At 67.7% G+C, this 15,992-nt stretch carries 14 protein-coding genes and 1 pseudogene; 7 read left to right on the forward strand and 8 right to left on the reverse strand.

Going from position 1 to position 15,992, the window contains the following annotated elements:
• Positions 1-2 precede the first annotated feature (2 nt).
• The 4 genes from ACF08M_RS15300 to ACF08M_RS15315 form a co-directional block, all read right to left on the reverse strand.
• Positions 3-215 carry a DUF1918 domain-containing protein gene (locus ACF08M_RS15300; protein ID WP_392185718.1) on the reverse strand — a complete coding sequence of 71 codons (213 nt, stop codon included), beginning with the start codon at positions 213-215 and terminating at the stop codon, positions 3-5.
• A gap of 102 nt (positions 216-317) precedes the next feature.
• Complete coding sequence (locus ACF08M_RS15305; RefSeq protein WP_392185719.1) at positions 318-455, reverse strand: hypothetical protein; 138 nt, start codon at positions 453-455, stop codon at positions 318-320.
• A 238-nt stretch (positions 456-693) separates the two neighbouring features.
• The gene (locus tag ACF08M_RS15310; RefSeq protein ID WP_392185720.1) at positions 694-1,437 is read right to left on the reverse strand and encodes a Clp protease N-terminal domain-containing protein; all 744 of its coding nucleotides are present in this window, start codon (positions 1,435-1,437) and stop codon (positions 694-696) included.
• A 210-nt stretch (positions 1,438-1,647) separates the two neighbouring features.
• Positions 1,648-2,145: a peptidylprolyl isomerase gene (locus ACF08M_RS15315; protein ID WP_392185721.1), complete on the reverse strand. Its 498-nt coding sequence runs from the start codon at positions 2,143-2,145 to the stop codon at positions 1,648-1,650.
• Between the two features lie 177 nt (positions 2,146-2,322).
• On the opposite strand from ACF08M_RS15315, the gene ACF08M_RS15320 reads away from it, so the two are divergent.
• A complete protein-coding gene (locus ACF08M_RS15320) occupies positions 2,323-4,158 on the forward strand; it encodes a glycoside hydrolase family 15 protein (protein ID WP_392185744.1) in 1,836 nt (611 codons plus the stop codon).
• A 170-nt stretch (positions 4,159-4,328) separates the two neighbouring features.
• On the opposite strand, the gene gap is transcribed toward ACF08M_RS15320, so the two are convergent.
• A complete protein-coding gene (gap, locus tag ACF08M_RS15325; RefSeq protein WP_392185722.1) occupies positions 4,329-5,327 on the reverse strand; it encodes a type I glyceraldehyde-3-phosphate dehydrogenase in 999 nt (332 codons plus the stop codon).
• Positions 5,328-5,430: 103 nt separating this feature from the next.
• Positions 5,431-6,387: a GlxA family transcriptional regulator gene (locus tag ACF08M_RS15330; protein WP_392185723.1), complete on the reverse strand. Its 957-nt coding sequence runs from the start codon at positions 6,385-6,387 to the stop codon at positions 5,431-5,433.
• A 366-nt stretch (positions 6,388-6,753) separates the two neighbouring features.
• On the opposite strand from ACF08M_RS15330, the gene ACF08M_RS15335 reads away from it, so the two are divergent.
• Both ACF08M_RS15335 and ACF08M_RS15340 read left to right on the forward strand, forming a co-directional pair.
• The gene (locus ACF08M_RS15335; protein ID WP_392185724.1) at positions 6,754-6,975 is read left to right on the forward strand and encodes a hypothetical protein; all 222 of its coding nucleotides are present in this window, start codon (positions 6,754-6,756) and stop codon (positions 6,973-6,975) included.
• Between the two features lie 144 nt (positions 6,976-7,119).
• Positions 7,120-8,496, forward strand: coding sequence for an IS1380 family transposase (locus ACF08M_RS15340; protein WP_392185725.1), 1,377 nt, complete (start codon positions 7,120-7,122; stop codon positions 8,494-8,496).
• Positions 8,497-8,657: 161 nt separating this feature from the next.
• On the opposite strand, the gene ACF08M_RS15345 is transcribed toward ACF08M_RS15340, so the two are convergent.
• Complete coding sequence (locus ACF08M_RS15345; RefSeq protein WP_392185726.1) at positions 8,658-9,071, reverse strand: beta/gamma crystallin domain-containing protein; 414 nt, start codon at positions 9,069-9,071, stop codon at positions 8,658-8,660.
• 428 nt (positions 9,072-9,499) lie between these two features.
• On the opposite strand from ACF08M_RS15345, the gene ACF08M_RS15350 reads away from it, so the two are divergent.
• Positions 9,500-9,850, forward strand: coding sequence for a CU044_2847 family protein (locus tag ACF08M_RS15350; protein ID WP_392185727.1), 351 nt, complete (start codon positions 9,500-9,502; stop codon positions 9,848-9,850).
• A 134-nt stretch (positions 9,851-9,984) separates the two neighbouring features.
• Positions 9,985-14,190: a trypsin-like peptidase domain-containing protein gene (locus ACF08M_RS15355; RefSeq protein WP_392185745.1), complete on the forward strand. Its 4,206-nt coding sequence runs from the start codon at positions 9,985-9,987 to the stop codon at positions 14,188-14,190.
• Positions 14,191-14,217: 27 nt separating this feature from the next.
• Here the strand turns inward: ACF08M_RS15355 and ACF08M_RS15360 are convergent.
• Positions 14,218-14,406: pseudogene (locus ACF08M_RS15360) on the reverse strand (IS1380 family transposase); the annotation flags it as partial.
• Between the two features lie 208 nt (positions 14,407-14,614).
• Here ACF08M_RS15360 and ACF08M_RS15365 point away from each other — a divergent pair.
• Positions 14,615-15,028 (forward strand): hypothetical protein, encoded by a 414-nt coding sequence (locus ACF08M_RS15365; RefSeq protein WP_392185728.1) that lies wholly within the window; start codon positions 14,615-14,617, stop codon positions 15,026-15,028.
• Positions 15,029-15,064: 36 nt separating this feature from the next.
• Positions 15,065-15,832 (forward strand): transposase, encoded by a 768-nt coding sequence (locus ACF08M_RS15370; protein WP_392185729.1) that lies wholly within the window; start codon positions 15,065-15,067, stop codon positions 15,830-15,832.
• Positions 15,833-15,992 lie beyond the last annotated feature (160 nt).

Genomic DNA, 15,992 nt, shown 5'->3' on the forward strand with positions numbered 1-15,992 from the left:
CGTTACCGGTTCTTCTTCGGCGCCTGCTTACGGCCTTGGTGCTGTATGACGCTGTCGGGACCGGGCGAAATCAGGTGTTCGTGTCCGTCCTCGAAGCGGACGCGGTACGGGGGAGTGCCCCCGGCCCCGAGCACTTCGACGATCTCTGCGATCCGGTCGTGCTGTCCCACGGTCCTGCCGTGCGTCAGCAGCCGGTCGCCCGCGCGTGCCTCCATCTGGAGTGACCTCCTCACGGGTGGCGGTCCATGTCGACAAGTCTATGTCCGAAAAGCGACTTCGCCCGGTGGAGGGCGTGGGGGCCCGCCCGGGACGCCGCCTCACCCCGGACGCGGGGCGCGCATCGCCCGCTGGGTGGCCGCGATGCAGACCAGCACGGCGACCGCCGCCACCGGCGCTGCCAAGGCCCCGCCGTCGACGTACTGAAACGTCGACGTCCGGCCGTTGTCCACGGTCACGCTCGCCGGTGGGCCGGGCCGCTGGAGCCTGAGGCTCGAAGCCGGGGCCCGCTGACCGCCGCATTCCCGTGGACGCCGTGTCCTCCCGCCTGTCCGGCCGGTCGGTACGTCACGCACCCGCCGAGTGCCACCGGGCGGTCCGGCGCCGGCCCGCACCGCCCGGCCCGGGACCGGTCGCGTCGGCAGCCCGCGACCGCCGCCGGTCCCCGCCGCGTCCGTCCCGGACGGGCCGTGCCGGTCAGGCCTCCTTGTCCGGAGAGGCGGTCAGGAGCGTGAGCGCTTCGGCGATGCCCTGCTCGGCGGTCGCCTTGTCGATGCCGAGATCCGTCAGCACCCCCGAGCCGTCCTCCTGTTCCAGCAGGGCGAGCAGGATGTGCTCGGTGCCGACGTAGTTGTGGCCCATCCGCAGGGCCTCCCGGAACGTCAGTTCCAGCGCCTTGCGCGCCCCCGCGTCGTAGGGGACGAGCTCCGGCAGTTCGTCGGCTGCGGCCGGCAGCGCGTCGGTCGCGGCCCGGCGGACGGCCTCCGCCGTGATGCCCTGGGCCTTGACGAACGCGAAGCCCAGCCCCTCCGGCTCGCTGAGCAGTCCCAGCACCAGGTGCTCGGTGCGTACTTCGGCGTTGTGTGCGGCGCGGGCCTCGTTCTGCGCGGCCATCACGACATTTCTGGCACGCTCGGTGAAGCGGCTGAACCCCTGACTGGGGTCGAGGTCGGTGGGCTCGCCCTGGTGCTTGGCGACGAACCGCTTCTGGGCCGCCTGCCTGGTCACCCCCATGCTCTTCCCGATCTCCGTCCAGGAAGCGCCCGAGCGCCGCGCCTGGTCCACGAAGTGCCCGATCAGATGGTCGGCGACATCGCCGAGGTGGTCCGCCGCGATGACGGCGCCGGAGAGCTGGTCCAGGGCGTCGGTGTGGACCTTCTTGATGGCCTCGATCAGTTCGTCGAGGCGTACGGGATTGGTCATGCCTACAGGTTTCGCCATGCGTCAACCTTAGGTTGACAGCACGCGTGGCGTCAACCCGTAGTTGACAGCGGCTCGGTGAGGTCCGGCCGCCGCATCCCGACCCGGCGCCGAGCGGATCCGCGCCGCCGGCCGGCCGTGGCCGGCCTTCTGTCCGCCCGGTACGACGGAGCGCGCCGCCCGACGGAGACCGTCGGGCGGCGCGCTCGTTCAGCGATGCGGTGGTACGGCTCAGACGACGCCGCTGTCCGCGATGGTGATCTTCGCCGAGGGCCGGCCGCTCTGCGAGCCGAGGGCCTCGATCTTCTTGACCAGGTCCATGCTCTCCTGGTTGTCGACCTCGCCGAACACCACGTGCTTGCCGTCCAGCCACGACGTCACGATGGTCGTGATGAAGAACTGGGAGCCGTTGGAGTCGGGGCCGCTGTTGGCCATGGACAGAAGACCCGGCTTGGTGTGCGAGAGCTTGAAGTTCTCGTCCGGGAACTTCGCCCCGTAGATGCTCTTGCCGCCGGTTCCGTCACCGCGGGTGAAGTCGCCGCCCTGAAGCATGAAGTCGGGGATGATCCGGTGGAAGGACGAACCCTTGTAGCCGAAGCCCTGCTCGCCGGTCGCCAGCGCGCGGAAGTTCTCCGCGGTCTTGGGAACGACGTCGTCGAACAGCTTGAACGTGATCCGCCCGGCGGGCTCGTCATTGATGGTGATGTCGAAGTAAACCTTGCTCGTCATGGAACCATCCTGACATCGAAGCGATCGGCACCGACGGGCGGGCACGATGTAGGGCCGCCGGAGCGGTCGCCCTGGCCGTCTCTCCCGCTGCCTGCCCGTCGACGACTGGCTAGCCTGAGGAGTGGGTGGGGCGGCACAGGGAGGTCCGCTGTGACTCAGACCAACGCGAGCGCCGGGATGCCGAGTGCTTTCGGTACATCCCCGGACACCGGCACGACCCGTTATCCGCCCGTTGCCGACCACGGACTGATCGGCGATCTGCGCAGTGCGGCACTGGTGGACAGCCACGGCACCATCGACTGGTACTGCTGCCCGCGCTTCGACGCGCCCAGTGTCTTCGCCTCGATCCTCGACGCCGACCGGGGCGGGTCCTTCGAACTCGCCGCGGATGCCCCGACGCGGACCAAGCAGTTCTACTTCCCCGACACCAACGTCCTCATCACCCGCTTCTTCGCGGACGACGGCGTCGGCGAGGTACAGGACTTCATGCCGGTGCTCGACGATTCGCGCGAGGCCGACCGGCACCGGCTGATCCGCCGCGTGGTGTGCGTACGCGGATCGTTGCCGTTCCGCGCCCGAGTGGCCCCCCGTTTCGAGTACGGGGCCCAGTCGCACACCGTGCACGCACAGCACGGCCAGGCGGTCTTCGAATCGCCCTCGCTTTCTCTCGCACTCACGTCGAGTGTGCCGATCGAGGTCGCGGGCCAGGACGTGTGGTCGTTGTTCAAGCTGCACGAGGGCGAGTCCGCCGTCTTCGCCCTCGACCGGGTCGGTGGTGACGTGGCCCCCCGCTTCTGCCCCCTGTCCGAGGCGGAACAGCAGTTCAACGCCACCGTGGGGTACTGGCGGCGATGGCTGTCCCGGTCGCGGTACCGCGGCCGGTGGCGGGAGATGGTGCACCGGTCCGCCCTCACCCTGAAGCTGCTCACCTACGTCCCCTCGGGCGCCATCATCGCCGCGCCGACCACCAGCCTGCCCGAACGCGTCGGGGGCGAGCGCAACTGGGACTACCGCTACGTATGGATCCGTGACGCGGCATTCTGCGTGTATGCGCTCCTCAGGCTCGGCTTCACGGAGGAGGCAGAGGCGTTCATGGGCTTCCTTTCCGAGCATGTCCATCTCGAAGCGACCCGTCCCACCGGCCCGCTGCAGATCATGTACGGCATCGACGGGCGTCGTGAGCTGCCCGAACGCAAGCTCACCCATCTTGAGGGCTACCGTGGCTCGGCCCCCGTACGCGTCGGCAACGACGCGGTCGGCCAGTTGCAGCTGGACATCTACGGGGCGCTCATCGACGCCCTCTACCTCTACGACAAGTGGGGGCGGCCCATCTCCAGTGGGCACTGGGACAGCATCAGTGAGCTGGTCGACTGGGTCTGCGAGCACTGGGACCAGCCCGACCAGGGTATTTGGGAGTCCCGCAGCGGGGGCAGGAACTTCCTCTATTCGCGGCTGATGTGCTGGGTGGCCATCGAGCGCGCCATGCGGCTGGCCCGGCACCGCGGCCTGCCCGCCGACATGGTGAGGTGGGGGTGGGTCAGGGACGAGATCTACCACCGGATCATGCGCCATGGCTGGTCCGCCGAGCGGCACGCCTTCGTCCAGTACGAGGACGGCCACGTCCTCGACGCGTCCGTGCTGATGATGCCGCTGGCGAAATTCGTCTCGCCCACCGACCCGAAGTGGCTCGCCACGCTGGACGCGCTGGGCGACGACCTGGTGTCCGACTCCCTGGTCTACCGGTACGACCCGCAGTCCAGCCCGGACGGCCTGCGGGGGGATGAGGGCACCTTCTCGATCTGCTCGTTCTGGTACGTCGAGGCGCTGACCCGCGCCGGCCGCCTGGACGAGGCCCGGCTCGCATTCGAGAAGATGCTCACCTACGCCAACCACCTGGGTCTGTACGCCGAGCAGATCGGGCACACCGGGGAGCAACGTGGGAATTTCCCGCAGGCATTCACTCACCTGGCGTTGATCAGCGCGGCCTTCAACCTGGACCGCGCGCTCGGCTGAGAGCCTGTCGGGTGACCTTCGATCGGGAAGCGTGCGCACCAGGGCGTGGCTGCCCGATCAGAGGTCACCCGACAGGCTCCGAGGGCAGCACGTGGGGCCTGAGCGGCAGAAGGACCGTTCTCGCCGGGGCGGCGCGGTCGCCGGAGGTGGGGTACCGCCCCGGCGTCCGGTCAGCGGGTGGCGAGGAGCCCGAGCGTATCGATCACGCGGTTCGAGAAGCCCCACTCGTTGTCGTACCAGGCGACCACCTTGACGTGGCGCCCGTCGACCCGGGTCAGGGCCGAGTCGAAGATCGACGAAGCCGGATTGCCCGTGATGTCGGACGACACGAGCGGGTCGTCCGAGTACTCGAGTACGCCGGCGAGCGGGCCCTCCGCTGCGACGCGGTATGCAGCCAGCACCTCGTCGCGCGTCACCTCGCGGGTGACAGTTGTGTTGAGTTCGACGATCGAGCCCACCGGAACCGGCACGCGGATCGAGTCACCCGACAGCTTGCCGTCGAGGTTCGGCAGCACGAGGCCGATCGCCTTGGCGGCGCCCGTCGTGGTCGGCACGATGTTGACAGCGGCGGCACGGGCCCGGCGGGCGTCACGGTGCGGACCGTCGTGCAGGTTCTGCTCCTGCGTGTAGGCGTGCACCGTCGTCATGAAGCCGTGCTCGATGCCGGCGAGGTCGTCGAGCACCGCGGCCAGCGGCGCCAGGGCGTTGGTCGTGCACGAGGCGTTCGAGACGATGGTGTGCACGTCCGGGTCGTACGCATCCGTGTTGACCCCGAACGCGAGCGTGACGTCGGCGCCGGCCGACGGGGCGCTGACGAGCACCTTCTTCGCGCCCGCGTCGAGGTGACCGCGGGCGGCCTCGGCCGACGTGAAGCGGCCGGTCGCCTCGAGCACGATGTCCACGCCGAGCTCGGCCCACGGCAGCTGCGCCGGTTCGCGCTCGGCGAGCACCGTGATGCGACGGCCGTCCACGACGAGGGCGTCCCCGTCGACGGTCACCGGGCGACCGAGCCGGCCGGCCGTCGTGTCGTAGGCGAGCAGCCGGGCGAGGGAGGCGGGCTCCGTGAGGTCGTTGACGGCGACGACCTCGAGGTCGCTGTCGCGTTCGAGCAGCGCGCGGAGCACGTTGCGTCCTATGCGGCCGAATCCGTTGATGGCGATGCGAGTCATGAATGGTGTCCCTTCGGTTCGCCATCAATTTCGCGTGCTGCGTCCCTCCGCGACAGCGGCATGATCGCCACGGTTCAAAAGGATCTCGCCACGTGGCGGCGGGCTACTCACCCCGGGTGAAGGTGCGCCGGTACTCGCTCGGCGTCGTGCCGAGGATCCGCTGAAAGTGCAACCGCAGATTGGCACCGGTGCCGAGACCGACGTCGGTGGCGATCTGTTCGACGCTCCGCTCCGAACGCTCGAGCAGCTCGCGGGCCAGATCGACGCGGGCGCGCATGACCCACTGCATCGGCGTGTATCCCGTGTCCTCGACGAAGCGCCGCGAGAACGTGCGCGGCGACACCGCCGCATGCCGGGCGAGCGCCTCGAGGGTGAGGGGCTCACCGAGCCGGTGAAGCGCCCACTCGCGGGTGGCGGCGAACCGCTCGCCGAGTGGCTCGGGCACACTGCGTGGCACGTACTGCGCCTGACCGCCGCTGCGGTAGGGGGCCGCGACAAGGCGCCGGGCCGCATGGTTCGACGCGGCCACTCCGAGATCGCCGCGCAGGATGTGCAGGCACAGGTCGATGCCCGAGGCGGCGCCGGCCGACGTCAGCACGCTGCCCTCGTCGACGAACAGCACGTTCTCGTCGACCTGAACGAGCGGATGCCGTGCCACCAGTGCCCGCGTGTAGTGCCAGTGCGTCGTGGCGCGCTTGCCGTCGAGCAGGCCCGTGGCGGCGAGCGCGAAGGCGCCCGTCGAGATGGCGGCGAGCCGTGCGCCCCGGGCGTGGGCGGCGATCAGCGCGTCAAGGACGGCCCGCGGGGGGTCGTCGCGGTCCGGGAACCGGTAGCCGGGGACGAAGACGATGTCGGCCCACGCAAGTGCGTCGAGGCCGTGGGCGACGCCGTACGACAGGCCGTCGCCGCCGGTCACGGGACCTGGTGCCGCCCCGCACACCCGTACCTCGTACGGCATGCTCGCGCGGGTCGCGAAAACCTGCGCGGGAATTCCGACATCGAGCGGCTTCGCACCGTCGAGCACAAGGACGGCGACGCGATACAGGCGGGAGGCTGGCACGGTAGCGAGGTTACGTGGGGTGTGCCTGCGATACGCCCACTGCGTGGGCCAGGCAGAGGACACCGCCGGACCGTCCTTCCCGTCGTGGTCCACCGGCGGTCCGAAGTGTGACCGAGAACAGTAGTTGGCACATGATGATCCGGACTGATGCACGTCAGGAACGCCTGGAGAATTCTTGTTGGCCAATCTTGAGATTGGTAGTTGGCGAATCATGGCTTTGGACGTTCACCGTGCGTAGATGTCGCGGGCGCGCGGCCAGACATCAGCAGGAGTGTCCGGAGGGAGTGGGGCCAGCATGTTAGGTAGTCGGGAACGTCGGACACCCCTCATGGGGTTGGCCCAAGCCAGGCGTAGATACTGACCGACATGCCAGAACACTCTGATCCGCAGCAGGATGTGACCTTCAGGGCGCCCGTTGGCTCCGTCGACCTTCGGGCGTTCGACGACGAGGGCAACTCGTATGAGATCCATGCGTGTCACGACTGCCTGCCGTGGCACGCTGAGGTCGTGATCGTTGACGGGGAGATCCTCGTTAGGGAGTGGCATGCCGTTGGATGCCCGCAGTTCCAGGAACTCATCCGGGATTAGCCTCGATGCTTCAGGAAACTAACCTCGCGCTTTCACGAGGTGCGGTGTTCGACGCTTGATCAAATAAGTGGAGAGTGCTCCTGACCTGCAACGATGGGACTTGTCTAGGGTCCTGTTGGCTGCACGGAAAGAAGCACTCTCCAGGTGAAGAAGCGTATCGGGTCCTACCCGCGTGTCCGCATCGAGAGCGGCGGCCGGGCGGTGGTTTCGCAGGCCGGGGGCGTGCTGCTGGTCGAGACCGTCCGCAGGGCCGGCTTGGACACCGCGATATCAGCGGCGCTGGCGCCGTGGCGGAAGGCTCGGGCGGTGCACGATCCGGGCAAGACCCTGCTGGACGTGGCCCTGGCGGTCGCGCTGGGCGGGGACTGTCTCGCGGATGTCGGCATGCTGCGGGCCGAGCCGGCCGTGTTCGGGCCGGTGGCCTCCGACCCGACGGTCTCCCGCCTCATCGACACCCTCGCCGCGGCCGGGGAGAAAGCCTTGCGGGCCATCCGTGCCGCGCGGGCTGAAGTCCGCCAACATGTCTGGCGGTTGGCCGACCAGAAAGCGCCTGACGCGGGCGGGACGGTGACCGTGGACCTCGACGGGGTGCTGGTGATCGCGCACTCGGACAAGGAAGGCGCCGCACCCACGTGGAAGCGAACCTACGGCCACCACCCGCTGATGGGATTCGTTGACCACGGACCGGGCGGCACGGGTGAACCGGTCGCGGCCCTGCTCAGACCAGGCAACGCGGGATCGAACACGGCGGCCGACCACATCACCGCCACCCAACTGGCCTTGGCCCAGCTGCCGAAGAAGTACCGGCGCGGGCGCCGGACCCTCATCCGGTGTGATTCCGCGGGCGGCACCCACGACTTCGTCGCCTGGCTCGCCCAGCGGGGACGATGGCTGTCCTACTCGGTCGGCATGGTGATCACCGAGGCGATCCACCAGCACGTGCTGAAGGTTCCGGCATCGGCCTGGACGGCGGCCGTCGAAGCGGATGGCGAGATCCGCGACGGCGCCTGGGTCACTGAACTCACCGGCGACGTCCTGGACGGCTGGCCCAAGGGCATGCGGCTGATCGTCCGGAAGGAACGACCGCACCCCGGGGCCCAGTTGCGGCTCACGGATGCGGACGGCATGCGGCTGACCTGTTTCGCCACCAACACCGTCGGCCGGCCGATCGCCGAACTCGAACTCCGTCACCGGCTGCGGGCCCGGGCCGAGGACCGCATCCGGGCCGCCCGGGCCACCGGCCTGCGCAACCTGCCCCTGCACCGCACGGCCCAGAACCGGATCTTGCTGGAGATCGTGCAGATCGCTCTCGACCTGCTGGCCTGGATGCCGATGCTCGCCCTGACCGGCAAGGCCAGGCTCTGGGAGCCCCGCCGCCTGCGGCTCCGCCTGTTCACCGCGGCCGGACAGCTCGTGACCACCGGCCGCCGCCGCATCCTCCGCCTCGCAGCCCACTGGCCCTGGACCGGCGAAATCACCGCAGCCCTCGACCGGCTCACCCAACTGCCCGACCCTGGCTGACCAGCGGATTCCCTGTCCCTACGACAGCACCTCAACAACCGGAGCAGTGGAACCCGGCGCCACCCCGAGGCGACACTCGGGCCCTCGGCCTGCACAGCCTCAGCCCACGGCACGAAAACGGTCCACCGAATCCGTCGGCGGACCGTCACGAAACTTCGAGGTTAGTGGATCTTGATGGAGATGATCTTGTGGACCGGGTTCTTACCAGCCTTCCACGTAGAGTGCTTCTTGAGCGTGACGCTTTCGAGGCTCGGGTTGTTCAAGCTCTTCTGGAACTGGAAGGTCACGACGTTGTTCCCCGACTCGACCCAGTTGACGCCGTAGATGGCGACGGCCACCTGTCCGGCGTTGGCGTAGCAGACCACGTCTTTGCCGTTGTTGTTGTGAATTTCGACGTAGCTGTGCTCGTTGCAGGCCGTGCGGTTGATGGTCGGCATGGCGGGCGCGGTTGCAGCCGGAGCAGCCGTGATGGGCGTGGTTGTGGCGGAGGTGGCCGTGGCGGGTACCACCGTGGCGGCCAGGACTGCCATGGCGGCGGCAGCGACACCCAAGGAGCGGCGCACGGGCAGCTTCATGTTCTCTCACTCTCATATCCGGGAGATGGAGCGCACACCGTTGCATGCCGACCACGCTCAGCTTTCACGTGGCGGGGAGCCCTGCACGTGATCGGAAACGCAAAGAGTGTCCTGACCTGCAGCGATGTGACTGGCTCAGGGGTCGGGGCGGCGTATGAAGAACCACTCTTCGAGTGAACGGGCGTATCGGGTTCACCGCTGCGTGTCCGAGTCGTAGGTGGCGGGCACTCTGTGCCTACTGCGCGGTGCGCAGCTGGGTGATTGGTTGGGCCGGAGCTTCCGGGGAGGGGCGTGCGGCGACGGGAGCTGATGGGTGCGGCTGGGTCAGGGGGTGAGTTTTTCAGTTCGGCCTCCCTCGTGGTGACGATGTGATGTGCTGTCAGTTCGGATGCTTGATGGGATGTTCTGTTCTGGTGGAGGGGTAGTTGATGCAGGGCTTGACGCGGGTGCCGCTGGAGGGCGGCGGGGCGATTCTGTTCGAGGCCGGGCCGGAACTGGAGCTGGGCGGGCCGGTGAAGGCGGGGCGGGCCGGGGATGCGATTCGTGAGCTGCCTCAGACGCTGCAGTCCGCTCTGGTGCCGGTCCGGGAAACGGCGCGGGCGGTGCTGGAGCAGTTGAAGGAGGCCGGGCCGGACGAGGTGGAGGTGGAGTTCGGGGTCGATCTCTCGTCTCAGGCCGGTGCCGTCATCATCAAGAGCGACGTGGCCGTTCATCTGAAGGTCCGGTTGCTCTGGATGAAGGATGAGCCCACACCCGCCGCGGGGGACGCCGGAGCGTGAGTGTCGGGGACGGTCTGTCGGCGGGCCGTGGCGTCAACGGTTTCGTGGGGGCTGACCCTGATCTGACGGCCTCCGGTGAGGGACGTGGTTCCGTGCCGGGTTCGGTGGTTCAGGTCCTGTCGGTGGACGGTGGGGTGGCCGGGGCCGGGTTTCTGGTCGGCGAGGGTGTCGTCGTCACCTGTGCGCATGTGGTGCGCGCGGCCGGGCGGGAGCCGGGTGACCGGGTGGAGCTCGCGTTCCCGCACCTGCCGGGTGCACCGCGGGTGTGGGGTGTGGTGCCGGCGGGGCAGTGGCGGGCGCCGGAGGCCGAAGACATCGCATTCGTGGAGCTGGAGAGTGTTCCGGCAGGCGTATGGGCGTTGGCGTTGGGGTCGGGGGCGGGGTGTCAGGGGCATGGGGTGTCCTCGTTCGGGTTTCCCGCCCAGGCACCGCCCGGTGGCCATTTCGGCTACGGCACGGCCGGTGACCTGTTGCCCGACAGCACCGGTACAGGCGTGCTGTTGCAGCTGTCCGGGGCCAACGACCTGACGACCGGTTTCAGCGGCGGCCCGGTCGTGGACGGGGTGAGCGGGCTGGTGATCGGCATGGTCACCGCGATCACCTCCCCCGACGCCCACTTCAAGGGCCTGGGCATCGCCTACTGCACCCCCGCCGAGGTACTGCGCGAGGTCCGGCCATACCTGGCCGAGCACCAGGTATGCCCCTACCGGGGGCTGGAACCGTTCACCGCGGAACACACGCAATGGTTCCACGGCCGGGAAACCGCCGTGGGCAGCGTGCTGGACGCCCTCGGCGGGCAACGGCGGATGCTGTTGCTGCTGGGCCCGTCCGGCGCCGGCAAGTCATCCCTCATCCAGGCCGGTGTCCTGCCCGCCCTCGCCGACGGTGACCTGCCGGGCAGCGACCGCTGGCTGTCTCTGATCACCCGCCCCGGGCAGGACCTGCTCACCGAACTCGAACACGCGGGACTGCCCGGAGCCGCATCCGACGGCCTCCTGCCCGCGGTACAACGCCGCCTGGACGACGAACCTGGCCACGACCGCCTGCTCCTGGTGATCGACCAGTTCGAGGAACTCCTCACCCAGGCAGCTCCCACCGAACACGAAGCACCCGACCACCGTGCGGCTGCCGCGGACGAACTGCTGGCACTGATCGATTCACCGGCCGCTGCCAGCGTGATCCTGATCATGCGCGATGACTTCTATCCACAACTCGCGGCCCTGGCCCCGGGACTGCTGGAAGCCGCAGCACCCGCCACCCTCAACGTTCCTGCCACCCTCAACGACCGTGAACTCGAAGCCATCATCACCCTGCCGGCCCAGGCAGTCGGCCTGGGAATCGAGGACGGACTGACGGCACGGATCACCACCGATATCCGTGCCACCGACCCCGGCAACCGTGCACCCGTTACCCTACTTCCGCCCCTGGAGCTGGCACTGAACCAGCTGTGGGAGCGTCGTGAGAACGGGCGGCTCACCCACCGGGCTTACGAGCAGATTGGAGGCGTCACCGGCAGCCTGGCCACCTGGTGCGACTCCGCCATCCGCCGGCTGCCCGCCGAACACGAATCGACCGCCAAACATATCCTCACCTCCCTGGTCCGGCCCGCCGACCAAGCCCACGCCATCCCGGCCACACGCCAACAGATTCCTCTCTCCCGTCTGCGCGCTTCCACAACCGGCTCCACGGCAGCGGGAGAGGTGCCAGGTGTGTTCAAGAGCGTGCTGGACGCCCTTATCGGCTACCGCATCATCACCACCCGCACGGTGAAACAGCCGGGTGCCGCCATGGGGGAATCGACCGCGGAACTCATTCACGACGCTCTCATCCGCGACTGGGGCGCCCTACGGGACTGGGTGGCACAGGACCACAACTTCCAGGTCTGGCTACACCGCATCGACGAACAGCAGAGGCGCCACGCGGAGACCGGCATGCCCGGCGACTTGCTGGATGGAACAGCCCTCGCGGAAGGCACGGACTGGGTCCGCCGCCATCGTCCACTCTCACCAGAGATCACCACCTACCTCACCACCAGCCAACAACGCCAGCAGGCCACACGTGCGGAAGACTCTCGTAGGCACCGGCAGCGCCGCAGGCTACGGAGCGGGATCGCGGCGCTGTTGGTGACGGCGCTGACGGCGGGCGCGGTGGCCTGGCAGTTCCGGCGGACGAACGCGGAACAGCAGGCGCTGGCCACCGCGCGGACGGTGGCGGCGGTGGCCAACGGTATGCGCGCGACCGATCCGGAGACCGCCGCGCTGCTCAGCATCGCCGCGTGGCGGACAGCGCCCGCAGTTGAGGCCAGAGGGGCGCTGTCCCAGTCTGCCGTGCAGCGGGAGATCGCCGTCTTCCACGACCCGACGAAGAGTCCAGGTGCTCTTGAGACCGAAATGTCTCGCGCTCTGTCCGCCGACGGCCGATACCTGACGACGACGGTGTCCGGAGCAGCGCTGGCCACAAAAACAACCCGTTTCGACATTCGTACCGGTAAGCTGGCCGCTCTGGACAAGGACGGCAAGACGTCCGACATCGTGGCGCCTGACGGCAAGTTCGCACTGTCCGGCGGTGTGGTGTCGGATATCGGTACCGATGAGCCCGTCGGGAAGGTGCCAGATACCGAAGATTACGTCCGAGCTCTGGCGTCCGGTGGTGGGCGGGTACTCACCACCAAGGCCGACACCGGGCCCTCCTCCGTCATTGACACGCAAACGGGTCGCACTCTGCTTCAGGTGCCTGATCCGCATCCGGCCCTCTCCGACGACGGACGATACTTGGCGTCCTGCCCCGAGGGTGGCTACCCGGTCCTGTACGACACCGAGAGTGATGGCTCGACGAAACTGCAGGAAACGAACCCCGAGGCGAAATGCGACGATACATCCGCAGTGTGGTCAAGCGCCGACGGCACCAGGCTGTTGACTAACACAGGCGGACGTCTGTACGCGTGGGACACGGCCGCCCGAAAGCTCCTGTCGTACGGATACGTTGATGAGGACGCCGCAAACGTGACCACACACATGAGCCCGGACGGAACGCTCGTGGCCAGGAAGGTGAAAGGCGCCATCGTCGTCTCCAGCAGCGAGGACCTGGAAACCCCCCTATTGACACAGGAGACGGCGACGTGGAGCGAGAAGGAGGGCGGAATGGACGCCGGGGGCCGGGCAAACGTCGGGTGGGGGCTGGCTATCAACTCCGAGGCGCACGAGTTAGTATACCTGGACGGCAAATCGGTACACACACTGGATCTGGACACCTTGAAGCTTCCTCGGCAGGCGGATTTTGCCGAAATCGGCCGCTATGACGCAGAGACCGGGAGTCTGCAGATCGTGGTCACGGGCAACGGCTCACGGGTGCAGTCGTGGGAGATTCCCGACGGGACGCGAGCGAGCCGCGCGCTGCCGGAAATGGCGTCCGACGTACCAACTACGCTCACTTCCTCCTATCCAAGTCTGGGCAGGCATCTCGGAGACGAAGACCTTCCGGCCGTGTTCAGCCCGGACGGGACCACTGTGGCATACCCCGATGGTGCAGGGTCTCAGGAGGGAAAGCCCTTCCATATGGTTCTGCAGGACGTACGCACGGGAAAAGTGCGTCATTCCGTGCTGCTGGACGAGCCAGAGCGCGGCTACGTCACTTCAATGGCCTTCAGCGCCGATGGGCGAACGCTTGCGGTGAGCCGTTTGGTGGCTGTCAACCAGGACGCATGGTCCGTCGACATCGTCGATGTCAGGAAAGGCAGGAAAACCCGCACACTGGATGGAGTCGGCGGCTACGAGATCGCCGTGGGCGGGGCCGGGGACGACATGGTCCTCGTGACCACGTCGGGCGACCGGGCTGACCTGTCGGGCGGAAAGAAAGTCCGTGGGGCGCTCGGCACGGTCGAACTCAGCGATGTGGAGTTCAGTCCTGATGGAAAGACACTGGCTGTCGGTGAACCAGATGGGGTCGCGCTGTGGAACGCGGACGGGACGCAGCGGATGGGACGGCTGCCCGCCCCGGAGGGCGGCGGTGATCGCCGAGTTTCGAACCTGCGGTTCTCCCCCGACGGCCGTTCGCTCGTCGGCGTGGTGGGGGAGAACCGGTTCCAGATCTGGGACGTGCCCTCCCGGCAACCGGTAGGCGGCGTCCTGCCCGGTGTCGGGGACCGGTTGCTCGACGTGGTGTTCGACGACAAGGGGAACCTTCACCTGGCCGGGGAGAATGTCCGCTCGTACACACTGACCCTCGATCCGGACAAGCTCGCCGGGGACATCTGCCGGCGGGTGCACCGGGCGAAGAACCTGACCCGGGCGGAGTGGGCGCAGAACGTGCCGAACGCGCCGTACCAGAAGGTCTGTGCCTGAGTGCGTTGTGGCAAACCGGATCTTGTTCGAGGTGCGCGGTCGCAGCGGCCTGAGCGCAGTGGAGTAGGCGGTGGTCAGACCGGTGGCATCGGCAAGATCCGCCAGCAAACGTGCGCCCGCATGCCTGACCACCCCCGAACCGTCAGTGGAGACGTGGAGCTTGGGACGAGAACCGATACCCTGCACGCAGAAAGGGCCTTCCGCTTGGACCGACAGAACCCCTCGACAAGGTTCATCGCCCCAGCTCAAAAGGCACTTTCGTATTCCTTCCCCGCTTCCGGCCTCATCTCAACCGAAACGGCGAGGCTAAGACTTGTCCCGTAAGTGATGGTCGAGGCAGGTTGGTCATGACCGGCCCGAAGCCCGCTGCGACGAAAGCCCAGTGGCAGGATGGCGGCTTCGACCATCATGAGAGGCCATCCTCGTGCCCACGCCTGCCGACTACCTCGCACTGGCACGTGCCGAGAGAGACAGCTTGGTCCTGCAGCGTCTCGCGAAATGTCCGTACCCTTTTGTCTGGCAAGCCCTGGCCGCCAATCCCCAGACCCCGCCCGAAGCCCTCCAGGAACTGAGCGCGGCCCGCGACAGCGTATGGAACGACAACAAGCTTCTTCGCCTGCTGGCAGACCATCCCAGTGCAAACCCTGTCGTTCTTCGAGCTGTCCTCGAAGCCGTTGCAGCGAAGCTCGATGAGGGCGAGCGGCCCTACGCTGCCGTACTCGCTCTCGCCGACCGGCTGGAGCTCGAGGTGGATGAGGTGAGGAGGCTCGGAACCCTTCGTGGAGCCTCTGCTCGTCTACGCCATCAGCTTGACCTGCGGCTGAGCGTTCGCATCTGAGGCGCCCCCTCTGGTCACGAGTGAGATGATCTTGTTGTGACTGGTGTGATCACGGCGTCTGAGCCGTCCTGGATAGCCCCGTTCACCGGGCTGGGCCCGCGTTCGTTCGGCAAGCTGGTGACCGCTCTGCGCCGCGAGGGTGCAGATCCGGTCCGCAAGGGCCGCCCGTGGTCTCTTCTCCTGGAGGACCGGGTGCTGCTCGTAGCGGCCTACTGGCGCACGAACTTGACGATGCGCCAACTCGCACCGCTCTTCGGCGTATCGAAATCCGCGGCCGACCGCATCATCGACCAGCTCGGCCCGTCACTCGCGCTGCAGCCCCGCAAGCGGTTCGCCAAGGACACCGTGCTCATCGTGGACGGCACCTTGGTACCCACTCGCGACCACACGATCGCCGAGCAGTCCAAGAACTACCGATACTCCACCAACCACCAGGTCGTCATCGACGCCGATACCCGGCTCGTCGTGGTGGTCGGCCGGCCCCTGCCAGGCAACCGCAACGACTGCAAGGCATGGGAGGAGTCCGGCGCGAAGGCTGCCGTCGGCACAACCATGACCATCGCCGACGGCGGCTATCCGGGCACCGGGCTCGTGATGCCCCACCGACGACGCAAAGGCGAAGAACTGCCCGACTGGAAACAGGCCCACAACAAGTCCCACAAGCAGGTCCGCGCCCGCGTCGAGCACGTCTTCGCCCGCATGAAGAACTGGAAGATCCTCCGCGACTGCCGTCTCAAAGGCGAGGGAGTCCACCACGCCATGCTCGGCATCGCACGACTCCACAACCTCAACCTGGCCGGATAGGCGAGCGGCCGGACTCGCCACCAACCATGTCCACACCCAGCTGGAGATCATTTACGGGACAAGTCTTAGCCTCGCACTTTCGCGACTGCGAGTGTCCGACGCTTGATCAAATAAGCGAGGAGCGCATCTGACCTGGGACGATGGGACTTGTCTAGGGTCC

The sequence above is a fragment of the Streptomyces sp. NPDC015032 genome (assembly GCF_043080425.1).
GTDB lineage: Bacteria > Actinomycetota > Actinomycetes > Streptomycetales > Streptomycetaceae > Streptomyces.

Coding starts and splice junctions, on each gene's coding strand:
- ACF08M_RS15300 (WP_392185718.1), bottom strand. CDS start 215: ATGGAGGCACGCGCGGGCGACCGGCTGCTGACGCACGGCAGGACCGTG.
- ACF08M_RS15310 (WP_392185720.1), bottom strand. CDS start 1,437: ATGGCGAAACCTGTAGGCATGACCAATCCCGTACGCCTCGACGAACTG.
- ACF08M_RS15315 (WP_392185721.1), bottom strand. CDS start 2,145: ATGACGAGCAAGGTTTACTTCGACATCACCATCAATGACGAGCCCGCC.
- ACF08M_RS15320 (WP_392185744.1), top strand. CDS start 2,323: ATGCCGAGTGCTTTCGGTACATCCCCGGACACCGGCACGACCCGTTAT.
- gap (WP_392185722.1), bottom strand. CDS start 5,327: ATGACTCGCATCGCCATCAACGGATTCGGCCGCATAGGACGCAACGTG.
- ACF08M_RS15335 (WP_392185724.1), top strand. CDS start 6,754: ATGCCAGAACACTCTGATCCGCAGCAGGATGTGACCTTCAGGGCGCCC.
- ACF08M_RS15345 (WP_392185726.1), bottom strand. CDS start 9,071: ATGAAGCTGCCCGTGCGCCGCTCCTTGGGTGTCGCTGCCGCCGCCATG.
- ACF08M_RS15350 (WP_392185727.1), top strand. CDS start 9,500: ATGCAGGGCTTGACGCGGGTGCCGCTGGAGGGCGGCGGGGCGATTCTG.